Source organism: Paenibacillus sp. TCA20 (assembly GCF_000732325.1).
In the GTDB taxonomy this organism is placed as follows: Bacteria; Bacillota; Bacilli; order Paenibacillales; family Paenibacillaceae; genus Paenibacillus; species Paenibacillus urinalis.
This window is the reverse complement of sequence record NZ_BBIW01000003.1, coordinates 506,234-531,369: the sequence shown is the minus strand read 5'-3', so window position 1 is coordinate 531,369 and position 25,136 is coordinate 506,234. Positions and strand designations below refer to the sequence as shown.

Annotated in this window: 20 protein-coding genes; 5 read left to right on the top strand and 15 right to left on the bottom strand. The window is 46.6% G+C overall.

Translation table 11 applies throughout. From position 1 onward, the window contains the following. Positions 1 to 154: 154 nt before the first annotated feature. The 9 genes from TCA2_RS08830 to TCA2_RS08790 form a co-directional block, all read right to left on the bottom strand. On the bottom strand, positions 155 to 3,871 hold the full coding sequence (locus TCA2_RS08830) for a dynamin family protein (RefSeq protein ID WP_052511834.1): 3,717 nt from the start codon (positions 3,869 to 3,871) through the stop codon (positions 155 to 157). A gap of 196 nt (positions 3,872 to 4,067) precedes the next feature. Then, a complete protein-coding gene (locus TCA2_RS08825) occupies positions 4,068 to 4,337 on the bottom strand; it encodes a hypothetical protein (RefSeq protein ID WP_047911189.1) in 270 nt (89 codons plus the stop codon). Positions 4,338 to 4,354: 17 nt separating this feature from the next. Then, positions 4,355 to 5,059, bottom strand: coding sequence for an endonuclease III (gene nth, locus TCA2_RS08820; protein WP_047911188.1), 705 nt, complete (start codon positions 5,057 to 5,059; stop codon positions 4,355 to 4,357). An 89-nt stretch (positions 5,060 to 5,148) separates the two neighbouring features. Next, positions 5,149 to 7,872, bottom strand: a complete 2,724-nt coding sequence (locus TCA2_RS08815) for an S-layer homology domain-containing protein (protein WP_052511832.1) — start codon at positions 7,870 to 7,872, stop codon at positions 5,149 to 5,151. A 123-nt stretch (positions 7,873 to 7,995) separates the two neighbouring features. Further along, positions 7,996 to 8,664, bottom strand: coding sequence for a GerMN domain-containing protein (locus TCA2_RS08810; RefSeq protein WP_238546324.1), 669 nt, complete (start codon positions 8,662 to 8,664; stop codon positions 7,996 to 7,998). Positions 8,665 to 8,793: 129 nt separating this feature from the next. Further along, positions 8,794 to 10,146, bottom strand: a complete 1,353-nt coding sequence (locus TCA2_RS08805; protein ID WP_047911262.1) for an N-acetylmuramoyl-L-alanine amidase family protein — start codon at positions 10,144 to 10,146, stop codon at positions 8,794 to 8,796. Between the two features lie 355 nt (positions 10,147 to 10,501). After that, on the bottom strand, positions 10,502 to 11,104 hold the full coding sequence (gene leuD, locus TCA2_RS08800; protein ID WP_047911186.1) for a 3-isopropylmalate dehydratase small subunit: 603 nt from the start codon (positions 11,102 to 11,104) through the stop codon (positions 10,502 to 10,504). A 51-nt stretch (positions 11,105 to 11,155) separates the two neighbouring features. After that, a complete protein-coding gene (leuC, locus tag TCA2_RS08795; protein WP_047911185.1) occupies positions 11,156 to 12,577 on the bottom strand; it encodes a 3-isopropylmalate dehydratase large subunit in 1,422 nt (473 codons plus the stop codon). Between the two features lie 175 nt (positions 12,578 to 12,752). Continuing rightward, positions 12,753 to 13,085: a DUF3889 domain-containing protein gene (locus TCA2_RS08790; RefSeq protein ID WP_047911184.1), complete on the bottom strand. Its 333-nt coding sequence runs from the start codon at positions 13,083 to 13,085 to the stop codon at positions 12,753 to 12,755. Positions 13,086 to 13,278: 193 nt separating this feature from the next. On the opposite strand from TCA2_RS08790, the gene TCA2_RS08785 reads away from it, so the two are divergent. Then, positions 13,279 to 14,193 (top strand): LysR family transcriptional regulator, encoded by a 915-nt coding sequence (locus TCA2_RS08785; RefSeq protein WP_047911183.1) that lies wholly within the window; start codon positions 13,279 to 13,281, stop codon positions 14,191 to 14,193. Positions 14,194 to 14,601: 408 nt separating this feature from the next. On the opposite strand, the gene TCA2_RS08780 is transcribed toward TCA2_RS08785, so the two are convergent. After that, positions 14,602 to 15,444 (bottom strand): carbon-nitrogen family hydrolase, encoded by an 843-nt coding sequence (locus TCA2_RS08780; RefSeq protein WP_238546323.1) that lies wholly within the window; start codon positions 15,442 to 15,444, stop codon positions 14,602 to 14,604. Between the two features lie 117 nt (positions 15,445 to 15,561). Between TCA2_RS08780 and TCA2_RS08775 the strand changes: the two genes are divergently transcribed. The 4 genes from TCA2_RS08775 to proC all read left to right on the top strand — a co-directional run bounded on the left by TCA2_RS08775 (position 15,562) and on the right by proC (position 20,418). Next, positions 15,562 to 16,767, top strand: a complete 1,206-nt coding sequence (locus tag TCA2_RS08775; RefSeq protein WP_047911182.1) for a pyridoxal phosphate-dependent aminotransferase — start codon at positions 15,562 to 15,564, stop codon at positions 16,765 to 16,767. Positions 16,768 to 17,112: 345 nt separating this feature from the next. Beyond that, the gene (proB, locus tag TCA2_RS08770; protein ID WP_047911181.1) at positions 17,113 to 18,219 is read left to right on the top strand and encodes a glutamate 5-kinase; all 1,107 of its coding nucleotides are present in this window, start codon (positions 17,113 to 17,115) and stop codon (positions 18,217 to 18,219) included. 70 nt (positions 18,220 to 18,289) lie between these two features. After that, positions 18,290 to 19,537 carry a glutamate-5-semialdehyde dehydrogenase gene (locus tag TCA2_RS08765; protein ID WP_047911180.1) on the top strand — a complete coding sequence of 416 codons (1,248 nt, stop codon included), beginning with the start codon at positions 18,290 to 18,292 and terminating at the stop codon, positions 19,535 to 19,537. 20 nt (positions 19,538 to 19,557) lie between these two features. Continuing rightward, positions 19,558 to 20,418 (top strand): pyrroline-5-carboxylate reductase, encoded by an 861-nt coding sequence (gene proC, locus TCA2_RS08760; protein ID WP_047911179.1) that lies wholly within the window; start codon positions 19,558 to 19,560, stop codon positions 20,416 to 20,418. A 136-nt stretch (positions 20,419 to 20,554) separates the two neighbouring features. On the opposite strand, the gene TCA2_RS08755 is transcribed toward proC, so the two are convergent. The 5 genes from TCA2_RS08755 to asnS all read right to left on the bottom strand — a co-directional run bounded on the left by TCA2_RS08755 (position 20,555) and on the right by asnS (position 25,114). Continuing rightward, complete coding sequence (locus TCA2_RS08755; protein ID WP_052511830.1) at positions 20,555 to 21,838, bottom strand: hypothetical protein; 1,284 nt, start codon at positions 21,836 to 21,838, stop codon at positions 20,555 to 20,557. A gap of 30 nt (positions 21,839 to 21,868) precedes the next feature. Beyond that, a complete protein-coding gene (locus tag TCA2_RS08750; RefSeq protein WP_047911178.1) occupies positions 21,869 to 22,339 on the bottom strand; it encodes a hypothetical protein in 471 nt (156 codons plus the stop codon). Next, positions 22,332 to 22,940: an RNA polymerase sigma factor gene (locus tag TCA2_RS08745; RefSeq protein ID WP_193746010.1), complete on the bottom strand. Its 609-nt coding sequence runs from the start codon at positions 22,938 to 22,940 to the stop codon at positions 22,332 to 22,334. Before TCA2_RS08745 ends, TCA2_RS08750 begins: the two co-directional genes overlap by 8 nt. Before the next feature lie 153 nt (positions 22,941 to 23,093). Continuing rightward, on the bottom strand, positions 23,094 to 23,801 hold the full coding sequence (locus TCA2_RS08740; protein ID WP_047911177.1) for a DnaD domain-containing protein: 708 nt from the start codon (positions 23,799 to 23,801) through the stop codon (positions 23,094 to 23,096). 17 nt (positions 23,802 to 23,818) lie between these two features. After that, positions 23,819 to 25,114: an asparagine--tRNA ligase gene (gene asnS / locus TCA2_RS08735; protein WP_047911176.1), complete on the bottom strand. Its 1,296-nt coding sequence runs from the start codon at positions 25,112 to 25,114 to the stop codon at positions 23,819 to 23,821. Positions 25,115 to 25,136 lie beyond the last annotated feature (22 nt).

Genomic DNA, 25,136 nt, shown 5'->3' with positions numbered 1-25,136 from the left:
GCTTCTTTTGGTTTGAAAGGGCAATATCAGGAAATAATGGGCAACTCTCAATTAAATAGTCGGATATTCTCAGCTTAGCTAGGTGATGTCAACATAAAAGCATCCCTTTTCGGTTGCCCCGAAAGGAGGGATGCTTCTCAAGGTAATAAACGGTTTAAATTAAACTTTCCTGGGCTTCATTTAATCGTGTGACTAACTCTTCCAGTGTATGGATATCACTCGCGTATTCCAATGCACCGATCAGTCCAGCGATCTCCTCGGACCACTGCTCTTCCATTCGTTCTTTATGATCCATTAGAGAGGCCCGGGTTAAATCTTGAAAATACGTAATCAGATACGCTTCGTTGTGTTCAAGCTCCTGAAGAAGGAGTGCTTTTAATTCCGGCTCCAATGCAGCCTGAAGCTGTTTTCTCCCAGGTCCTTCGAAAAAGTGCTTTGGATTTTTGAAATATTTCCAAACGTTCTTCCAAGCAATCGGCTCTTTCACATCGGTTCTCTTAAGAGTAGGTGTCTCCCAATGGCCAGTAACTTCGGAATACACTTGGATGCCATCCGAAATTTCCGCAAGTCGTCTGCTTGTTCGTTCTGCTTCCTCTTGAGTGAGCCGCTGGCCCTTGCTCTCCATCCGCAGTGTTGTAGCCAGCAGCTCCTGCTCAATTTCGAGATACAGTATTCGCAGAAGTTCTCTTCCCGAGGCATGGAATATCCCTTTAAGATCGCCTTGGTCTTCTCTCAATACAGATGGATGAAAAGCTTCAGACATAAACTCAGACATCCGGTAGCTGATACGCTGTCCGACATGGAATAGCAGCTCTTTCATTTCCTGGGCAATTTCCGCATCCTTGTTAGATGAGCCATAAGCCGATAACAGCTCAAGTCCGTGCTGTTTGATATCCGTCAGCTTCTGCTTGCGGGCCAGGCGCTCGGCTTCTCCCTGTCGGGCATCACGAATCCATTGCTCCACACGCTGTCGAACATAACCGACTTCCTTACTGGCTGCATGGATCGCTAGATCAGGGAGCTCATCTCCGGCAAAATGACTAAACGCACGTTCAAATACAGTGAACCGAGATGCATCCAGCTTGGCTTCATCTCCTTGCTGTTTGGCTTGAAGTGCCAGCAGACTGGATACCGGATAGACCTTAGGAACACGCACCCCATTGTGCTGCAGCTGGTTTGTTACATGCTCCTTAACTAATTCCAGCTCTTCCTCCGAGGATGCCAAGTCTGCTGCATTGATGACAAAAAACATATTATCCAGTGATTTGGCATCCTTGACTCTTCCAAGCTGATTTAGAAACTGCCTGTCACCTTGTGAGAAAGCATGATTGTAGTAAGTGACAAATACGAGAGCATCCGCATTTTTCATATAATTAAAGGTTACACCCGTATGTCTCGCGTTGATGGAATCCGCCCCAGGCGTATCGACTAAAATAATTCCCTGCGAGGTCAATTCACAGTTATAGTACAGATCAATTGAATCCACGAAACAGGACTTCTGCTCCTCTGCCACATAGGCACGGTATTCGTCCATGCTGGCAATCCACGCACTTCCAAGCTTAGGCTCTGCTTCATCGTATCCAGCAGCTGCTGCCTTGAGGAAGCTGTAGTGAGGTCTTCCTGCCGGGTGTACCTGCTGGGGAGTCAGCGCAGCAACCTTTTCTCTCCAGGAATGCTCTTCGGCCTTCCCGAGTCCAAGCAGATCAAAAGAGAAGGTCAGGTCCTGCCATAAGGCATCGCGGGTCTTCATCGCAACCCGCGCCGTCCGGTGTGCCGCCCCTTCGGCTGGCGCCATAATCCGGTTGATCGCCGCGGTCGTTGGATGCGGCGATACCGGCAGCACCGCTTCGCCCAGCAAGGCGTTGGCGAAGGAGGACTTCCCGGCGCTGAAGGCACCAAACAGCGCCAGGGTAAAGGTACCGCCCGCAAGCGACGCCGCGCGGGCGGTGAGCCCCCGTACCGCCGATTTCATGGCGGTATACGGGGCTACAAGGGCAGCCGCCTGCGTAAGGCCGGCTGCCGCAGCGGCTAGCCGCTCGTGCCTGCGAGCGGCCAGCGGCGCATGCGCGAGCCTCGTGCGGGGCTCGCGTGCTGCGGCCGGAATATCAGCCGATGTGGACATGGCTGATATTCCGGCGGAGGCTGTGCCGAGCTGCTCAGGCACAGCAGGGGCCGTGACCGCAGGCAGCGCACCTGCGGTCAGCTGGTCTTTTGCCGGCAGCAGAGCCTGCACGGCAGCGGACATCGCGGCGATCTCCTGCTCGATCGCCGTTAACGCCTCGGCTGCAGCAGATTGTTTGCGGAGCTCTTCAAGCTCCCTTAACAGCTCTCCATGTTTATCTGCAGCCGCAGACTTTAATCCCTCCAGCAGCTGTTCGGCAAGCTCCAGGGCAGACTTGCGGTACCTTGCAATGAGCTCGGCTCGAAGCTCTTTACAATAATTCAGCACATACTCACCCGTTACGGTTCCGTCTGGAGTGCTTTTCGAGGTGATTAGCCCTTCATCGATACTGTACAGCTGTTCATCCAGCTTCTGATCCCACTCCTCATTCCACAGCTCGTGCGTATGGCCCAATTGGCGGAGCAAGGTTCTCAAATGAAATGCTGCCTGGCCTTCTGCCTGCTTGCTGAACAAGGACCAGAATTGATTGAAGCGTTCCTGCTTCTCCTGTTCCGTCTTGCCCGCCGAAAAGAGAAACCCCACCTTAAAGCCAGGGCGCCGGCTCTCGATGTACTTCCCAGCTGCCTCTCTGACATCGGCAGGCGTCAAATTAGCGTTCTGAAGCAGACGATCCACTTCATCTCGAATCCGGTTGAGTTCAAGCTGCGGGAGCTCTGTGACTGCCTGAATTTCTTGTTCAATCGCTTGCTTTCGGGCAGCAAGCCTCGCGGCGCCTTCTTCTCCACCGAGCTCTGTCAGGAGCCCTCCTTTGCGTTCCTCTCTTCCATCCTCATATCTCATAAGAAATTGCTTCGAAATATGAATCGCCGAGGATGCCAGGCTGTGATTCAACAGATCAGTTCGAATGGACAACAGCTTCTCTATTACGTCCGGAAGGACATTCAGCTGGTTATATGGATGTTCAGGCTTCCGCAGAGTTGTAAACAACAGCCCAGCGTAAGAGACTTCCCAAGCGTTAAACGCAGCTTCTACCGCAGCCCGGTACTCAGCAAAAGACAGCTCCTCATCTCGATGCTTGTCAATTTGAGTTACAATTAAATAGAGCGGCTTGCCCCAATCTGACAGACTTTTCGCAAAAGTGAGATTATTCTCGGATTGGACATGGTTATAATCCATCACATAGAACACCGCATCCGCCAAATGCAGTGCTGAATCGGTCGCTTGCTTGTGAGCGCCATCCGTTGAATCCACTCCAGGCGTATCCAGCAGAACTGCTCGTTCCTGGAGAAGTCCGACCTGCTCCCACACTTCAATATAAGCATACTGCTCTCCGTTCTTGCAGTACTCGTCCAGCTCATCGGGTGACACGGTAATGGGATACAGGCTCGCAGCATTCACGGCATCTATCTCATGGTTAGGTTGATCCGAAAGCTCTCCTTGATTCGAAATGGGTGCAGTTCGATGAATCTTCGCTTGTCTCGGACCATTCCGGATGGCTACGACATTCGCACTTGTCGGCACTGGACTCGAAGGCAGTACTTTTTTGCCGCATAAGCGGTTAATGAGACTCGATTTTCCTGCCGAAAAATGTCCGCAAAACGCCAGGGTCAGTTCACCTGCCTCTGCCTTTCCTTGAAGATCGGCAATTGACGCTGCAGCCTTCGAATCATCATGGTCTAGGAAGAGCTTCTGCAAATCTTGTAAACGCATACGTAAATCGTCGTTCTGTCTCTTTACACTCGTCAGCATGTCCTCTAAAGACTCCTTCTCTTCATCTCGTTAAATATGTATATTTTATCACTGACCTTGATAGAAATGAACCACCGCGGCTCAAAATGTTCTTCATACCAAATAACCGGGTACCTAATGAAAGGTGCCCGGTCAAAGTATGATCTATTGCCTATAGCGGCTCAGCTGTTAAATCGCTTAAGCTGAAAACGCTTCGTTAAACTGCATTTTCCATCGCAGGAAGCAGGATTTCGAACACTTGTCCATGCTGAAGAATGGTAATATTTCTGCTCTTGTCCTTCATTACAACCACTTCAGGCTTCTGAGACATGCGCTCCAAATAATGCTCGGGTACATCTCCGGAATGGCTCACTGTGATGCCCTCGATTTCTTTTTCTTCATTTTCGCTCATTTCAGTTGAAACGATCTCTTCAAAAATATCAGAAAAAGCTTCAAATTGGTCAGTATACACGGAAATACATTTCATGGTTAACTCATCCTCTACTATTCATTTGCAATTTTTTTAGGTAAAGCAGATGAACTACGTTCCTTATCTTTCCTGATTTGGGACGTTTTCATACGCTTCTTGCCCTCACGGCATACATCGAGAAGCGGGCACACCTGGCATTTGGGAGCCTGCGCTTTGCAGTGGTATCGACCAAAGAAGATTAATCGATGATGCGTAAGGGTCCATTCATCCATAGGAACTCTCTTCATCAGCTTCTTCTCGACCTCAAGCACAGAATCCTTCCAATTCACCAATCCCAGCCGTTTCGATACACGCTCAACGTGAGTATCTACCGCTATGGCTGGGACTCCGAATGCGTTTGAAACGACCACATTCGCCGTCTTACGGCCCACTCCCGGGAGCAGAACCAGCTCATCATGCCTGCTAGGAACTTCTCCTCTGTACTGTTCAATTAATATCCGGCACAAATTTTGTATATGCTTTGCCTTGTTCCTGTACAATCCGATTCTCCGAATATCCTGCTCGAGCTCTTCGAGCGGCACGGAGACATAATCCTCCGGTGTTTTGTACTTCTGGAATAGATCGGCTGTCACTTTATTCACAGTCTCATCCGTACATTGTGCAGATAACAATACAGCAATGGTGAGTTCAAACGCGTTGCTGTGGTTCAATTCACAATGAGCGTCTGGAAACATATTTGCGATCGTATCAAGAATGTGACGTACTGTCGCTGCATTCATGAAGAGCTTACCTCCCACAAAAAAAACGTCTTGATACGTTTGGTCCGTATCAAGACGGTCATTCTTTCGCTTGCCGTTTAAAGAAATGACTACTGTTTAGAAATCTCGATAACTACGTTATTGAGCAGATACACTACAATATTATCATTATCTTTGAGAGATTGCACGCTTAAAGTCGTGTCTCCTTCATGAATGTAAACATTTGGTGACAAATTAAAGCGATAGTTATTGTCTGTCATGGATGCACGCTTGACCTGCAATTCATTTGCTGCAACATTGTACTTCCAGAACGTTTTGCTAAGCGGTGTCAGCACCTGGAATACAGGTGTTCCATCAGCATCCTTAGTCACAATTACATGATCTCCTTCAATCAGTGTACTCATGCTGCTTGAAGTCGTTCCGTTCTTCACAACCTTCACTTTACTTCCTGCATTTATCGTCTCATTTGATCCGGTTGTCGTCTTATAGGTGACAACTCCACCGTTAATGGAACTAATTTCGCCCCATGTTTGCTTGACGACCGATACAGCCGTTGGGGAAGAACCATCAAAAGCTACGTTAATCAGCATCCCCTTCTGAAGATCCGAAGGCTTGATGACTGCTCCGTTATCATTCGTAATCGGTAGACTATCCACATAAATAGAGCTCGTTACTCCATCTTTTTTCACTTCTGCCCGATAATTTGAGGTATTCAGAGATACGACCTCAAACTGAGCAGCCGATTTGACATACAACTTGCTTAAGTTGTCCTGATTACTGCTAAGCATTGCCGTTACTTGATCTCCGATACTGATATCAGATAAGGATGCCGAAGCCTTGCCATATAGTTCAACCGTCGGTGCTGATTGATACGGGATGCTGATGCTTTGCCCATTAGATTGAATCAGCTTCACTGTCTTGGAGGAGGTATTAATCTCCGACACCGTACCTTCGTATTTGTACACAATACTAATGGAAAGTGCACGCGTGCCAATCGTCGTTAAGTTCACTTTTCTTCCATCCGTCAAATAAGGCTCGATCCCAGATAGCGTCGGCTTGGTGCTGTTGTAATCTACTTTTGTTGCATCATTCAGTGTAAACACATGCGGCTTCTGGTTAGAATCAAGCACCGTCAGTAATTTGGTCTTGCTGTTATAGGATACGACCGTAACCATATTCAGCGGTTCCATTTGACGATTAAGCACTTCTATCTTGGTTACTTGATCCTCTGCATTCAGCGTAAGCTCAACTTCATCACCAGAGGTTTTGTCTGCAAGCAGATCCGTCAGCTTGGGATTGTCCATACCACTAATGATAATTTGCGGATCTGGTGCAAGCAGCTTCACTTCAAGTGACCCATTCCGATCATAAGTAATGGTTGATAGATTTGAGCCCAGCTCATACAGGGTTCCTCGTACCGTACGTTCAACACCCGCTGTAACTTCAATGGATTGGGTAATACTATCTTTTATCGAATATTTAATCACAGTGCCTGTTTTGAGCTCAGATAAAGCTACGATCTCGTTATGGTAACGAATGACTGTCGTTCCTTCCTGAATCTTTAACACATCCGTTGTACCTGTGGTGCTCACCACCGTTACAGTGCCGGCTACTGGATCAATGGATTGAATGGTGCCTTCTGCCGATTTGTTAACCATCCCGGATTTGACTTGAACAACAACCGGATTTTTGGCTGAGGTAAAGGTTTCACGCTGTAGTTCAACGATGCTGCCGGCAGTCATGTTCTCCGGCTTGATCACTTGCCCATTCTGATCATAGAAAACCGTACGATCCGTATATGCAAACTCTTGATACGTATCTCCGGTGAACATCCATAATTTGTTGCCTGACAGACGTTCAAAGCTGCCTTCAATGGCTTCAACCTGAGGAGTATCACTTGTGCTCTCTACATAGGCTGCATTGAAATTTGTACCTGATACAACCATTTCTGTGTACAGTTTAATATCGGATGGCGCGATTTTGGATGAAGATGAACGATTATAAAACGCTGTAGCTGGATTAATAGTAAAGCTTACATATTCGCTTCCCGTGTACAAAGTTAATTTGCTGTCTGTTCGTTCGGTTATGTATCCTTTGTACTGATTCTCATATTTATAATCGGTGTATTCACTGCCGCGATTGAAGAATGCTGTTATCTCAGCTCGAGTTACAGTGCCTTGCGGATTAAATTTATTGCCTGTTGTTCCTTGTGCAATTTCAAGCTCTGCCGCCAGGTTGACATAAGGCTTATTGGCTACTGTAATTTGGCTGTCATCAACGAAGCTGGAATTGGCACTTCCTGCTGCGTTTGCTTCCGCTTCTTTACCAATGGCTCTAATGACAAGCTTCGCGATCCATTCTCTCGAAGCTGCCTGCTGCCCCCAAATCGCCTTCTCTGAAATCCCCTTAGCTTCTTCTGCTTCCTCTAGCAGACCCAGATCAAAAGCAAGAGATACATAGGATTTGGCATACTCACTCGTGCTAATGCCATCAGGTAATTTTATACTGCTGCCAGCAGGCAGGTTGGATTTCTGGTTCATAAATCGAATGGCTATGGTCACAGCTTCCTGCTTGGTCACTGCATCTCCCGGTCTAAACAGCCCTCTGTCTCCCACCAAGATGTCTAGAGATGCAAGTTTGTATATATGCTTTTCTGCCCAGTATCCGCTCTTTACATCGCTGAATGCGCCTTGAGCCGCCGTCGTGACAGCAGCGGGAGCTGTATCAGCTCCCGCCACTCCCGCACCGGCACTCAGCGCCATCAGACTGGCGAGCATGGCAGATACCATTTTTTTGGAATGCTTGGCATTGATATCGCTAGGTTTGAAAGTCAAGATTACTTCTCCTCTCTATATGTGCACATCAATTTGTATACCATGATCGTCAGCAAGATATTGCTGTATAGTTGGAATCCATTCCATAAAAGTATAAAGTTTATGAAATGGATTCACCTATATCTATTCTCTTGTCATGGGATGTTCTAATTCAACATGTCCCATCAAACTTTCTTTCTGCTCACCATCAACAAGCAGCTCAAGTGACTCTACTTCTTCGAATTGGAAGAAGGTCTGCTTCAGGGCATCAATAGCAAAGGATTCTCCGCTCGATCCCAGATTTGCGGTTGCTGGAATTTTCAGATCAAGTGTAATATTTCCTCCATCGACTTCCAGCTTATTAATGGTTATTTCTTCAGACCACAATGGAACCAGCTCTTCGCTGTCACTGTGCTGAAGTGCCTTAAAGGCAGCTTCATACTTACTCCAATCCGCTTTGTAAGAGATCGTTTGCGTCGCAGACTTCACCTCAAGCAGCTCCGGATCGGTGTAATAGACCTGAATGTCAGCTTCCTTGGTCTCTACATCCTCAGCTTGCTCACTAGAGCTTCCATTCGTGCCGCCGGTGCTTGTCCCTCCATTTCCAGTAGTGTTGCTCTCTTCGGGAGGCGTTTGAGGTTCAGCCGGCTCCGTTTCTCCTTGTGTATCATCCGTTTGCGGATCCGTTTCACTGCCTGTTTGCTGTTCCGAATCGGAATTCGGTGGAGAGGCGGTTGGATTGTTTCCGCAGGCTGCAAGTGTAGTCAGTGATACAGCCAATAATGCGACCATCCACCATTTTTTTCTCATCATCTCTATCACCCTTTTTTGTCAGCTATTAAATCGTTCGAACGAAGAATGTACTGTCTGCTAATTGTAGAGACGTTTAAGGATTGTCATTTCTTTCATTCACAAGCTCTTGCTGCTTCATCCATTTGGATTCTACAATCCCAAGTATTCCTTGATGCCCTTCACTACGCCTTCTGCTACACGATTCTGGAAGGTTGTATTAAAGAGTGCTGCTTCATCGTTCTTGTTGCTGAGGAATCCAACCTCGAGCAATATTGCAGGCATTGTCGTATCTCTTATAACGGCAAAATTACCTGTTTTGACCCCACGGTCTCTAAGACCTGCAGCCTGTACCATGTACTTGTGCACTGTGTTCGCCAGTGACTTGCTGTTGGAACGGTTATAGTAAGTTTCTGAACCTGTTGCCGATGCCGGTCCGGCATTCGCATGAATCGATAGAAATACATCTGCCTTTGCATTGTTTGCGATTTTAACTCGTTCGGACAGTTCAAGGAATGTATCATCATCACGAGTCGTAATAACGTTAATGCCCGGCTCCTTTTTAAGGAGCTGTTCGATCTTGAGTGCCATCGTCAAGGTAAAGTTCTTCTCATATTTGCCTGTTACTCCGATTGCGCCTGGATCCTGATCTCCATGCCCTGCATCAATAACAACCGTTTTCTTCTTCGTCGCCGGCGGTGTCGTTGTACCACTATCCGTATCCAATGTAACGGTAATCAAGCCTGCATTCGAGGAAGTCATCTTATAATTCATCGCATAGCTCAGATCAATAACCACTCGTACTGTGGAAGGATCATTGCTGAAGAGCGCATATCTTACTTTCTCTACACCTTCATAACCATCGACGACAATTTGCCCGGCTATGCTCTTGGTGATGTCAAGCGCTTGTGTATCTGCGAACAAGCTGCTGAATTCGGCATTCGGAATGTCTACAACAACTCGGTCTGGGGCAGACATTTTGAATGCCGTCGGCGCCGCTCCTCCGCTTGTTGCAATCATAAGCTTGCTGTCCGTAAAGCTGATTCCATTCACTTGAATCAAATTCGAATCACTGCCGTTACCGCCAGCAGGAGGAATTTCACTTCCGCCTGAGCCGCTGTTTGAATTGAGGTACACCGTCTTGCTTTGATTGTTCCAGCTCACCTGCAATCCCATGGTCTCACCTACGAAGCGGATGGGTACAAGCGTTGTTCCATTTTTGATGATTGGCGCAGCGTCAAGATTGACGGTAGAACCATTGACGGTCGCGGTCTTCTTGCCAGCTACCATCTTAATTACTGTTTGATCTTGTTTTATAGTAACCGTCTTCGTCTTCTGCTCCCAACCGACACTGTAACCTAACTTCTCTGAGACGACACGAATGGGTATCATAACTTTGCTGTTGATATTCTCTGCCTTTACGCCAGAGGGAAGACTCAACTGACTGCCATCGAGAACGATCTTGATGTCTGTCGCTGCTTGTCCGAGACCAGGGAAGATCCACATGAAGCATAGCAATGCGACTAAAACTTTTAACTTTTCATCCGTCACCCTTCCAATTCTGCTTTTTTTTGAACATAGCTCGTTTTCTATTAAATTACAGAAAGAATCCAGCTATTAACAAAATATTAGACGACAGAAATGGATAAAAGTTGCGGATCTATCTCATCATATCAAAAAAGTATCCACTGTGGTGCTACGAATTTGTCATATTTTAGCATGCCAGCTATCAACTATGTTACTTTCATATTACATTCACGAGAAATATAGCTCTTTGTGTATAAAAAATAAGTCCGGATATCTCTTATCCGGACCTGCTTACTGATATGTTTATTCTCTTAAGTCTATTGAATGGATTGTATTATGCAAATAATTTAGCAGCATGCTTCTGCTCGTAAGCAGTAATGGCATCCTCATGCTGAAGCGTTAAGCCGATATCATCAAGCCCTTGCAGCAAGAATTGTCTGCGGTGCTCATCCAGATCAAATGAGATCGACAAGCCTTGCTGATCTGTAATCGTCTTGTTCTCCAAGTCTACATTCAGCTCATAACCCGGGTTCGCATTCGTACGCTGGAATAAATCCTCTACTTGCTCCTCAGACAGCTTGATTGGAAGGATGCCGTTCTTGAAGCAGTTATTATAGAAGATATCCGCGAACGAAGGAGCGATAACACAGCGGAATCCGTAGTCCAGAATTGCCCATGGAGCATGCTCACGAGACGATCCGCAGCCAAAGTTAGCTCTGGATATGAGAACAGATGCCCCCTTATATTGATCTTGGTTTAAGGAGAAGGTAGGAATCTCGTTACCCTGTTCATCAAATCTCCATTCATAGAACAAAAACTGTCCGAATCCCGTACGCTCAATTCTTTTTAGGAATTGCTTCGGAATGATCGCATCCGTGTCCACATTCACTCGGTCTACAGGTGCAACAAGACCTGTTAATTTCGTAAAAGCCTCCATGCTTGTATTCTCCTCTCGATTCAAAAGATAACCCAACTTTATCTGCTGACCCTAGCTCATTACTTCTTCTTTGATCTTCCAGTCACGAACATCTACAAACCGTCCCTCGACAGCTGCAGCGGCAGCCATTGCCGGAGATACCAGATGTGTTCTTCCACCGCGTCCTTGACGGCCTTCAAAGTTCCGGTTGGAGGTGGATGCACAGCGCTGACCCGGTTGAAGCACATCCGGATTCATTGCAAGACACATGCTGCATCCCGCTTCCCGCCACTCAAAACCGGCTTCCTTAAATATGACATCAAGCCCTTCTTTCTCCGCTTGAAGCTTCACTCGTCCGGAGCCTGGTACGACGATTGCCGTTACCCGCTCGGATACTTTGTAGCCGCGTGCGACTTCAGCTGCAGCTCGTAAATCCTCGATCCGTCCATTCGTGCATGATCCAATAAATACATAGTCGATTTCGATTTCGGACATCGGCGTGCCTGGGACAAGCCCCATGTATTCGATTGCTTTTTCCGCTGCTTTGCGTTCATTCTCTGTCGGAAGCTCTGCTGGAACAGGCACACGGGAAGTAATATCCGTACCCATACCTGGACTGGTTCCCCAAGTTACCTGAGGGATAAGGGATTCAACATCAAACTCTACCACTACATCAAATTCAGCGCCTTCGTCTGTCGTCAGAGCGTCCCATCTTTGTTTCGCTTCTTCGAAGCTGTCACCTTGAGGGACATACTGCTTGCCTTGAAGATAAGTGTAGGTTGTTTCATCAGGAGCGATCATCCCTGCTCTTGCACCGCCTTCAATAGACATGTTGCAGACGGTCATTCTTTCTTCCATGCTGAGGCTCCGAATCGCTTCTCCTGTATATTCAATGACATAACCTGTAGCAAAGTCTGTACCATATTTCGCAATAACGCCCAGAATCATATCTTTAGCCGTTACTCCAGGCTTGCGGTTACCTACAAAGCGTACTTCCATCGTTTTGGCTTTGGCCTGTTGAAGGCACTGTGTTGCCAGTACATGCTCAACCTCACTAGTACCGATACCGAATGCAAGTGCTCCAAAAGCACCGTGTGTAGATGTATGACTGTCACCGCACACGATGGTCTTACCCGGATGAGTAAGTCCGAGCTCCGGTCCCATTACGTGTACTACCCCTTGATCAATCGTATCAAGGTCAAACAGCTTGACACCAAAATCGTGGCAGTTCTTAGACAAGGTATCGATCTGCTGCTTAGAGATTGGGTCCTTGATATTGAATCGGTCTTGTGTTGGCACGTTATGATCCATCGTTGCAAAAGTGAGCTCTGGGCGGCGAACCTTGCGACCGCTGAGACGAAGACCTTCAAACGCCTGCGGGGACGTTACTTCATGTACAAGGTGCAAATCAATATAGAGGATGCTTGGTTTTCCTTCCTCCTGCGTAATGACGTGATTATCCCAGATTTTCTCGAACATCGTCTTTTTGCTCATTATTCTCACCTCAAAGTTATTATTCGATCTATTGTGACGGCAAGGTCATGCCGTGCTTTATTAGACCCAATATAACATGAGCAAGACATATTGTTCCAAGATATAAAAACTATAGATCTGATAGGATTGCCCTATAGACAAATTCCAGTCCATGTACTAATTCCGTATCCTTTTCTTATTCGCTGAATAACACATCAATCAGCTCATTGCTGCGTGAATTAAATTTTACGATAACCGTAACTGGAAACTCAGAACCGTCCTTTTTCACGATTAAGCGAAATCTCTCTTCTGCTATTTGGTTTGTCAGCACCCTGCGTCCCAAATGCTGATAATCGGTGATCACCGCATTATAATGCTTCTTTGCCTCCTGCACGGCGATGTTACCCCACTGTGCATACTCAGGCTGCGCCGCTGCTGCAGCTGTTGGATTGGTCATAAGGGCCGTATAAACAATAATCACACTTGTCATCAACACAGCTGTTACCAGACGGTAAACGATCCTATTCATAAGATATACTCCTTAGTCAGCTTCATTTGATCCTCTAGAAAGGAAATCATCTATTTATTGTTCTGTAAGAATCAAGATATTATCCCTTATTAATTATCATGATTAGCTAATTATCGCTTTAGAGGAATTTCCTATATAATAGATAAACATGGTACTCAACATTCGGAAATCTTCTTAAGGACGTGACCTTCCCATGGAACTTCGACAATTACAATACGCCTTACAAATCGCATCCGAAAAAAACTTCTCAAGAGCGGCCGAGAAGCTGCATATCGCACAGCCATCACTCAGTCAGCAGCTGTCTAAGCTGGAGAAGGAGCTTGGCGTTCTCTTGTTTCAGCGCAATACAAGCTCGGTAGAGCTGACACATGCGGGAGCTTCCTTCGTATCCAAGGCAAGCGACATTTTAGATGCTGTGGAGCTGCTGAAGCAAGAGATGGCCGATATTTCCCAAGTGCGAAAGGGTAAAGTTATTTTTGGCAGTATGCCGATTACAGGCTCTCATTTATTGCCTTATGTTCTCCCGGCTTTTCGTGACCATTATCCTGATATTGAAATTACGCTGCTTGAGGACTCTTCTATGAATCTGGAGAAGTTAACAGCCATCGGAAAGACGGATCTAAGCCTGCTCTCACTTCCGCTTCAGGAGTCCTCCCTCTCTTATGTAGAAATTGCAGAAGAGCAAATTGATCTTGCTGTTCCGAAGGAGCATCCGCTTGCATGTAAATGGGAGGAGTATCCTGACTTGACGGTCGACATCGCAGAGCTCGTGGATGAATCATTCATTGTTCTTAAGAAGGGACAAGGCTTTCGCAAGCTGACCTTTGATCTGTGTCAGCAAGCGGGCTTCGAGCCCAAAGTCGTGTTTGAGAGCAACAATATGGAAACGGTCAAATCACTGGTTGCAACCGGAATGGGCATTACGCTCGTCCCCCGTTTTATTGCAAGAGCTCCCCGCAGTGAATTTGTCCCGGTTTATCTTCCTTTAACTGCACCTGCTCCTAGCCGTACACTCGTTATTGCTTATCGGCAGGGACGGTATCTCTCCGGTGCAGCAGAAGCGTTCATTCAAACCTTTAAGGACACGATGCAGACCCTGTTAGACTAACGTGCCGAGCTATGTAATTATGTAATAAAAAATACGAACCATACACAGAACAGGCGGCCCGGGATACATTCCCGGACCGCCTGTCTATTTCATTACAGTAATCTTACTTTCTAAGGACAAAGTGTCAATCTTCATTGGTAGGTTTGAAATCTTTTACCGGAATCCAATCGGTTTGATTGATTTGTATCCGGCGGTTCAAAGTACTCACGGGGGTGATAAATCTCCCTCACGGCTCTCTAAGAAAGGCCTGTGCCTATCATCTCTTACGAATTTGTGAACCTGTCGCCTGAGTTTGTCTTCCAGATGGTTAGCCTTGCGGTAATCCATGGTGATCATCCTCCTTTGGTGACGGGATACTATATATTAACCTGTCCCAAGGAAACGAAACATCACCATTCCATTTTTTATTTATTTTTTTAGATAGATTTCTGGTCTTCTGTCCTCAAATACCGGAATCCGCTCTCTCACTGCATCTACCATAGCAGGATCTATGCTTCCCACCAGAATCTCTTCATTCTCTTTACCTTCAGCGACAATTTCGCCCCACGGGTCAATAATCATCGAATGACCAAAGAAGGAAGTGCTTCCGCTTGTTCCCACCCGGTTACAGGAGATAACATACATCTGATTTTCAATCGCTCGAGCCATCAGCAGAGTCCGCCAGTGGTGAAGTCTAGGCTGCGGCCATTCTGCCGGTACAAACAGCATTTTTGCCCCCTTAAGAGCGAGCGATCTAATAAGCTCGGGGAATCGAATATCGTAACAGATCGACGCTCCGCAGCACCATTTGTCATCTAAGGTAAAGGTAACGGGTTCATCTCCTGCCGTGAGATACTTTTCCTCATCCATTAATCGAAACAAATGCAGCTTTGCGTAACGTGCCACCTGTTCTCCATACATGTCAAACACATACATGCTGTTATATATTTTCCCATTCTTTTTCTCTGCAATGGAGCCAGCCACAATATTTACCTTGTAGTGTTTAGCATACTCGCTGATCCACTCTCGTTCGACCCTTCCCTCATCATCGACAAGCTCATGAATTTCGGTCAAGGCATAACCGGTGTTCCACATTTCCGGCAGAAGAATCACCTTCACATCAGGGTGCTTCTGTATTGTTTCATGAATCAATTGCTGTATCCGTTCCCGATTAGCTGCTGTATCACCAATCTTAATATCGCACTGCAGTAATGCCAGCTTCATATTGTCATGCTGCTGTACGGTTTCGGTATCCATACTCTGTATGTTCATCCTGCACCCCTTTCCGATCCCTGATCACTCTTCAGCACTTTAAACCATCTATACAGCTTGGAATAAGCATGCTAGATTAATAATAATTTATTTAACAAACTGAACCGGAGTGATGAAATGAAATCTGCTCGAGAATCCTTCACTGCCTCCGCATTTCATATCGAACCTGCAGAGGTCATGAAGAGCTTACCTACTCAATTTTTTGCTGCACTCGTTCAAAAAGTCAACCAAGAAATTTCTGCAGGACATGATGTCATTAATCTTGGACAAGGAAATCCGGATACAAAAACACCGGACCACATTGTAGAATCTCTTCAATCGGCCTCAGCCAATCCTTTGTATCATAAATATTCGCCATTTCGCGGATATTCCTTTTTGAAGGAAGCGATCGTTCATCGGTATAAGGAGGATTACGGAGTTGAGCTCGACACGGAGAAGGAAGTAGCCATCTTGTTCGGGGGGAAGTCCGGGCTGGTCGAGCTTCCTCAAGTACTGCTTAATCCAGGGGATGTTTGTCTTGTGCCTGATCCAGGCTATCCTGATTATTGGTCAGGTATTGCGCTGGCCAGAGCAGAAATGGTAGGCATGCCCCTTCTTGAATCAAACAACTTTTTACCTGATTATAATGAAATCCCCAGCCCCCAGGTTCAAAAAGCAAAGCTTATGTTTCTAAATTATCCGAATAACCCGACAGCAGTCACGGCTCCTTTGTCATTTTATCAAGACACCGTTGAATTTGCAGCACAGCACAATATCGTCGTAGCAAGCGATTTTGCCTATGGAGCCATCGGATTTGACGGAAAACGGCCTGTAAGCTTTCTTCAAACACCGGGCGCTAAAGAGGTCGGAATCGAATTCTACACGCTATCCAAGTCTTACAACATGGCAGGCTGGCGTGTCGGATTTGCACTTGGTAACAGAGAGGTCATTAGCCTCATCAATTTACTGCAGGATCATATGTATGTCAGCTTATTCGGCGGGATCCAGGCCGCGGCCGCAACTGCGCTGACTTCATCACAGGATAGTGTAAATAAGCTTGTTCACCGCTATGAATCTCGTCGGAATGCGCTCTTCAGTGAACTGGATCAGATCGGATGGAAGGCCAATCGACCCAGCGGTTCTTTCTTCAGCTGGCTGCCCGTTCCTGCCGGATATTCCTCAGACTCCTTTGCTGACTTGTTGCTTAGAGAGGCGAAGGTTGCCGTCGCACCTGGGATTGGTTTTGGCAGGCATGGGGAAGGCTATGTCAGAGTCGGCCTCCTCAGTGATGAGGAACGATTGCGTGAAGCGGTTCAACGAATAGGCAGACTAAATTTGTTTTAACATCTTTTATCAGATTCTTTTTGCATCATGTAAGGTTCCATGGTATTCTATCATTAATTTAAATTGCGAAAACGTGCTGACAGGGACCAGTAAGAAATTGAATTCCGTGCTTGCAGAGAGTAAATTCCAGTAGGCTGAGAGAATTTACCGCGGATTTTTCTGAAACCTACCCCTTGAGCGGCCTGTTCATACAGGACGTTGCCTTAACGTTATAAGGCTTAAGAGTCGGATGATACCCTCATCAATAAAGGTGGTACCGCGGAAGAATAAACTTTCGTCCTTTGCTAAGCAGCCAAGGATGAAAGTTTTTAGTTTTTTTATCACAAGAAAGGATGTTGATGCTTCTTGTCATCTAGAATTGTTGTCAAGATCGGCAGCAGCTCGCTCACTACGGATTCCGGATCACTGAATCACGACGCCGTGTCGTTTTACGCCTCCGAAATTGCGGCTCTCCATCAAGCCGGGCATGAAGTCCTGCTGGTCACTTCAGGGGCTGTAGCTGCAGGATTTGGACATATCGGCTACGAGACCAGGCCTAAGCTGCTTCATGAGAAGCAAGCCGCAGCTGCTGTAGGTCAAGCACTGCTTATGCAGGCATATCAACAGGCTTTTGCACATCACCACATCAAAACAGCGCAGATCTTGCTTACACGTACAGATTTTACGAATCGGAAGCGAATGGGTAATGCCGGAATGACGATCGATGAGCTTCTTAAACAGAACGTAATTCCGGTTATTAATGAAAATGATACTGTATCTGTCGACGAGCTCAAATTCGGGGATAATGACATGCTGTCTGCCCTGGTTGCCGGCTTGACCAAAGCCAAGAAACTGATCATATTAACCGATACGGACGGATTATACACAGCAGATCCAAGATATCATGCGGATGCGAAGCGCTATGAACGCATTGATGAAATAACGGCTGAAATATACGAAATGGCCGGAGGAAGCGGCTCTGCGGTAGGCACTGGAGGGATGCGTTCCAAAGTAGATGCAGCCAAAGTCGCTACCCGGGGCGGAGTCCCTGTATTCGTAGGACGTGTAAGCGAGCCCGGAGATCTTCTTAACGCTACAACAGGCCATGGCAAGGGTACTTATTTTGACACACGATTGAATTCACTATCTCGAAAAAAACAATGGCTTGGGTTCATCTCCTCACCGTTAGGCTCCATTCAAGTTGACTCAGGTGCTGAAGAAGCGCTCATCTATGGTGGACACAGCCTGCTTCCAGTTGGCGTCAGACGGGTTGAAGGACAATTTCATACAGGTGATGTAATCGAGGTGGTTAATCTTCAGGGTTCTCTGATTGGACGCGGCATCGTTAATTATGATGCAGAACAGCTGCGGAGCATTATTGGGCTGCCGAGTCCTGATGTGCTTAAGAAGCTGGAGGGATCACTTCACAGGCTTGAGGTCGTTCATCGCGATGAATGGATTACTTTAAAGTGATTTTATTGCTAGTGTACTGATATGTGCAACCCGATGATATTCATTTAATACAGATAGGAGTGTAAATATGATGAGTGAAGTTAATGATAAAGCAAGACTTGCCAAAGAAGCCTCCCTGGTACTGGGCCGCTTGAGCTCAGAGAAGAAGAACGCAGCACTGTCGGTAATGGCTGATGCTTTGATTGCTGAGAAGGCATCCATTATCCATGCGAATGCAGAAGATCTTGAACGGGGAAGACAGAACGGAACCGCTCTACCTATGCTGGATAGACTCTCCCTGACGGATGAGCGAATCGAAGAGATTGCCTCAGGACTGCGTCAAATCATCGATTTGCCAGATCCGATTGGCGATATTCTGGAAGTCATCAAACGGCCTAACGGGCTTCGCATTGAGAAGGAACGTGTTCCTCTCGGTCTGATCGGCATCATTTATGAAGCTCGTCCCAACGTGACGGTTGACGCTGTCGGCTTGTCGCTGAAGACGGGTAATGCCGTTCTGCTGCGAGGCGGCTCTTCTGCCTTGTCATCCAACAAGCAAATCATCCATGTGTTGAAGCAAGCGCTAGCGAAAACAGACCTGCCTGCCGATGCAATACAGCTGGTGGAGGATGCGGATCGCTCCAGCGTGGATGAGATGCTGAGATGTAATGAATATCTTGATGTCATCATTCCAAGAGGTGGAGCGTCCTTAATTCAAAATGTCGTACAAAATTCGACGGTTCCTGTTATTGAAACTGGAGCCGGTATTTGTCACACCTATATCGACGCTGCGGCTGATCCGGAAATGGCACTGCAAATTGCGCTTAACGCGAAGGTTCAACGCCCCTCTGTGTGCAATGCGATGGAGACACTCCTAATTCACAGTGATTACGGTGCTGATGCAATCTTGGAGCTTGCGGAGCAATTCAGAAATTCCGCTGTCGAGCTCCGAGGCTGCGAATCTTTCCTTAAGCTGGTGCCTTGGGCGACAGCTGCAACTGAGGAAAACTATGCTACGGAATATAACGACTATATCCTGAACGTTCGAATGGTTGATCATATAGAAGAAGCGATAGATCATATCCGAAAATATGGAACCATGCACTCTGAATGCATTGTGACTAGAAATCCTGAGACTGCCGCCAAGTTTATGGAGCAAGTAGATGCCGCTGCCGTGTATCATAATGCTTCTACTCGCTTTACAGATGGGTTCGAATTTGGCTTTGGTGCAGAAATCGGCATCAGTACTCAGAAGCTGCATGCACGTGGTCCAATGGGGCTTCCAGCGCTGACATCTACAAAGTATCGAATCTACGGTTCTGGACAAATCAAACACTAGACATTGCTGGGGGAATTAATATGAGTGGAAATCAATTTCTAATCAATCGTAAGATTACTTTCTTTGGTGCCGGGGCTATGGCTGAAGCCATTGCTAAAGGTCTCATCGCACGTAAAGTAGTCTCTTCCGAAAAAATAACGATGTTCAATCGCAGCAACCAAGACCGGCTAACGGAGCTGCAGCGCAAATACAACGTGACGACTGCTGCAGATGCGGCTAGCAAAGAAGCTGCGCTTACACAAGCTGATCTGATCATCTTGTCTATGAAGCCGAAGGATGCGGCTGAATCGCTTCGATATTTGGGACCTCTGCTATCCAAACGACAAGTTGTCGTTTCTGTCATTGCCGGGCTTACCATAGAAACGATTCAAAGCCTGCTTGGACGTACTGCAGCTGTCGTTCGCACGATGCCCAATACATCCAGTTCCATCGGACTCGGTGCGACAGGAATTGCCTTCTCGCCTGAAGTGACGGACGAGGATCGCCAGATTGTAAACACCGTCTTTGAAGCGATTGGAACAATTACTTTGATCGAAGAAGAGCAGTTTGAGACCTTGACCGGAATTTCAGGAAGCGGCCCGGCCTATATCTACTATATGATGGAGGCAATGGTGGAAGCAGGCGTAAGAGGCGGTCTTACAGCCGAACAAGCGCATGATCTGACCGTCCAGACTGTCCTGGGAGCAGCACGTATGGTGCAGCTCACAGGTGAGGCCCCTGCTACACTTCGGAAGAACGTTACATCACCTAATGGCTCAACCCAGGCTGCCATTGAGGTTATGGCTAAAGGCCATTTTAATGAGACGGTTATTGCAGCAGTCCAGCGGTGTGCCGAACGATCTCGTGAGATGGGCGAAGAATTAAAGGAAGCCGCCAGGTAAGGATAGAATAAGCAGATCATCTATTTGGATCATCCTATGTATGATGCGGCTATGCAGGCTAGTTATAATAGAGAACCGGAGGAAAGATCACCTGTTAAACGGTGATGCTTCCTCCGGTCTTTTTTCTGAACCACTCTTATTTGCGTTCGTCGGAAAATGGCGAGCCTTCGAAATCACGTTCCAAATCTCTAAGAAGCTGCTCCCCATCATATTCTCTTCTACTCGGCTTAAATAACAATTTGATGCCTCCGCCAATGAGCAGCAAAGATACAATGATCGTATTCATGTGCGACTGGATGCGATAGATGTAAGCTCCAAACGGATCTCCAAACTCAGGAACAACAAGCCGGACTAGTATATAGTAAACACCCAGGAACAACAGGGCAATCCCAATCCATTTCTGATATCGGGTCCAGCTCTCAATGACCGGTTTATCATATAGGCGCTCTCTTCCATACTTACTCGACTGCTGTAATCCATCAAAAAAGCTATAAAACCAAATAATCGGAATGAGAAAAAGAAACAAGGACAAACCAAGTAAATCTAGAACATAAATGCTTCCTAGGAAGATCAGCATTAGCTGCAATCCTCTTTTTTGCAGTCCAAGATACATATGTCCTGCTCCTGGAAATGCTGCCAGCAGGGTTGCAATGACTTTGCTCTTCTTGCCTGTGCTTGTGCCATGTTCAAGCTGCTCGAATAACGTCTTGTCCTCCAGAATCTCACCGGCTTGCTTCCGGTTCACATGCTGCACCGCATCAAACATACAGTACAGCCACATGATCGGCAGCAGCAGCAGGAAGAGAAGAAAGATTTCCTGTCCTGTAATGGCAGTGACAAAAACCAGCATAATACCGAGTCCAAAGAACCCGATGAGAAAGGATAATCCCCGCTGCAGCAGTCCAAGATGCAAATGGCCTAAGCCGGGAACAAAGGATAAGAGAATGGTATAGAACCGTTCACTTTCCTTGCCGCGTCCCCTTCCCTGATCTGGATAAACATATCCTTCGTGCGGCGGAAATCCGTATGAAGGAGGAACTCCCGGATCCTCCGGATTATGAAAGGGAATATCGGGTTCACCTTGTATTCCTTCATGTCCGTAGTACATTTTCTCATGCGGAATGTGATTCGGGTACCCTGGATAATGTGGATATGCCTGCGGATCCGGCTCTCGGATGAGCTTGATGACGAGATCAAACATACTGATTAACCATATAATTCCTGCAGCAAAAATACAGAGTAAGGTCACTTCCTCCCCTCCACCAATAAGCGAAAGAAAACCGATCCCTAACAGCCCAAAAAATATAAATCCATAAATAAATCCCTTCACGCGGCTTCTATAGTAGTAATGCCCCAAACCAGGCACCATGTTAAGCAGAAAAGCCAGCAGCTTGCTGCGATCTTGCTGCACATTCTTCATTCCTTTCACCTTTTAATTATAGTTTCAAATTCACCTTTTTATTGATTGATGAAATTGATTCGGCTCAGGCTTAATTTCATCAAGCCAATGGGTTGCTTTCCTCACCATTTGTTCGCTATAGGGCTGTTTATCTCCTGAATCCACGTTTAACTGCCCGGGTAACATTCGGTCAAATACGCCTGTAGATAAGAATAGCAGCGTTATGGAGGCGGCAAGGGTATAATGGACCAGCTTATTATTCGACCATTTTCTGAACTGGATGTTTCTACGACTGGAGCTTGATTGTAGTTGCTTGTACTCACGCTCGATCTGGCTCATGACTTGCTGCTCAAAGGCTTCTGCATCCCTTAATCCTGTGTCTGAGAAGTGTTCAAGTACGGCCAGATAAGTCTCAAGTGCTTCATGATCCTCTAGCAGACGTTGATCCATCGCTTCACGCTCGTGCGCCGGCAGTTCGCCTTGAATATATCGTTTCCAGTCTTGCTGTTCTTGTTTATTCACGCCAAGATCCCTCCTTCCAATGCGCTCTAATCCACTGACGTGCCCGATATAGTCTGGATTCTACAGTTTTTATGGCAATTTGTGATTCTTCTGCAATTTGTTCATAATTTTTTTCTTTCAGATAAAAATCAACAATAATATCGCGATGCTGAGCCGGAAGTGAAGATATTTTGTGAAGCAGCGTCTCTTTTCTCTCCTTCTTTAACAGCTGATGTATGATATCAGCCTGGTGATCGGCCATTTGTACAACCTCATCCTCACGGCCAACCACCTCTGCCTCCCTGCGATTTAATTTTCTTTTTAAGTCAATTGCCTTATGTAGAGCAATTCGGGTGATCCATGTCTTGAATCCTTCAGATCGGTACTGGGGGAGAGATTTAAAGACTTGAATAAACGCTTCCTGTGCTGCGTCCTCCGCATCCTGTGCCTGGTGAAGCACGGAGTAAGTTACCTGATACACATGCCTTCCATAGCGATCAATAATTTCGCGAAACTTGGCATGGTCACCCTTTAATATTTGATCGATCAAACTTGCTTCATCAATGGCTTCTCTCCTCCTTCCCCACTTAAATAGACGACCGCGATTTGAATAACCCTGCATTATTATCAAAAAAAACTTCGTGTGAATCAATTTCATAAATCTATAGGTGTTTTTGAAATAGATTTCTATGGTTGTTATTCTGAAGTATTGCAACAAAAATAGACACCCCTCAAATTAAGGAATGTCTATCTCGAATAAATAACAGATATTTATTTAACGACCTCCATTGCGAAAACGAGCTGCATAAGCTTTAACATCCTGTGGTGTTCTAACCCGGTTGCGGCTCCATTCAAGCAATATACGGTCGATATACGTAAAGTGCACTTTGCCGGCAAATACCGCTTCTTTTAGCGCCAGCAGAATTAACTCATCAGGATATCGATCTTGATCCAGCCAGCTGGAAATCCGCTCCAGCTCCATTGGAGATAAGGGTCTGCCGAATTCCTTCTCAAAAATACGGAAGATGTTCTTCTCCTCTTGCTCCTCAGCAGGCGGATTCATGGCATTCTCCAAGGAACGGCTGCGGACAGATGACTTCGACAGAGAAGTGGCTCGGTCCTCTGACAAGCACTGAGCCAATATGGTATACAACCCGATCAGATTATATCGTTCATACTGAATGCCTTGCACAGCATCCATGTCCTCTTCTATCCGAATAAACCCTTCCTTCATAAGCCGCTGAAGCCGTTTGGCTATCTCATCAGGCATGATTCCCATTCGATCTGCCAGCTCCTGAAGCGTCGGAAATTCATTTCCCTCCACCTGCTGAAATCCAAGCAAATGCTCTATAAGCAGTACTTCTCCTTCTGATAATCCCAGCCGGGCATGATAACGAAGCAGTGCATAGGGAAGCTGGATGCTTCCCGTTGCCATGCCGTAAGCGACACCGTCCGCCCAAGTTCCTACGCTAGGTTCGCTCATTCATATTCCTCCTGGACTTATGGATATAGACGATACAGCATCCGTGGGAACGGAATCGTCTCACGAACATGGTCAAGTCCGCAAATCCAAGCTACTGTCCGCTCAAGTCCAAGTCCGAATCCGGAGTGAGGTACTGAGCCGTACGTACGAAGATCCAAATACCACTGATAAGCTTCACGTGAGAGATTATGCTCCTCAAAGCGTTCTTCCATCAGCTTCGGATCATCAATACGCTGGGAGCCCCCAATAATTTCTCCATAGCCTTCAGGAGCGATCATATCAGCACATAGAACGACCTCAGGACGATTCGGATCTGGCTTCATGTAGAATGCTTTGATTCCGGCTGGATAATGGGTAATAAATACAGGCTTGTCATATTTCTCTGCAATTGCCGTTTCATGCGGCGCACCAAAATCTTCACCCCAAGGAATATCAAAGCCTTCGCCTTGGAGGAATTGGATCGCATCGTCATAAGTGATCCGCGGGAATGGAGCTGTAACATTCTCCAGCTTGGAAACATCACGTCCGATACTTTCAAGCTCTGTACGGCAGTTCTTCACTACTGACTGTACAACATGAGCGATGAATTGCTCCTGGATACGCAGACTCTCTTCATGATCTACGAAGGCCATCTCCGGCTCAATCATCCAGAATTCGATCAAATGACGGCGTGTCTTGGATTTCTCTGCACGGAACGTCGGTCCGAAGGAATACACTTTACCAAGCGCCATTGCAGCAGCTTCCATGTACAGCTGACCGCTCTGCGTCAAATATGCATCCTCATCGAAATATTTGATATGGAATAAATTCGTTGTTCCTTCTGCAGAAGAAGGAGTCAAAATCGGTGGATCCACGATCGTAAATCCGTTCGTATCAAAGTACTCCTGAACCGCACGAATGATCTCGGCACGGATAATCATAATCGCACGCTGCTTGGATGAACGCAGCCACAGATGGCGATGATCCATTAGGAAGTCGACCCCATGCTCTTTAGGAGTAATCGGATAATTCTCTGTTAAGTGAATGATTTCGATATCCGTCACGGTCATTTCATATCCGGATTGACTGCGTGGCTCCTCTCGAATCACACCTGTTACATATAGTGAGCTTTCCTGAGTCAAGCTCTTCGCATTATTCCAGATTTCCTCAGAAACCTCGCTTTTTACAACAACCCCTTGGATATAGCCCGTACCATCTCGAAGCTGCAAAAACTGTATTTTGCCGCTGGAGCGCTTATTGTTAATCCAAGCACCAATCGTTACCGTTTCTCCAACGTGCTGACTGACATGGCGAATGTCGCTCTTTGTGCTCATGTCTCATCTCTCCCCGTTCTAT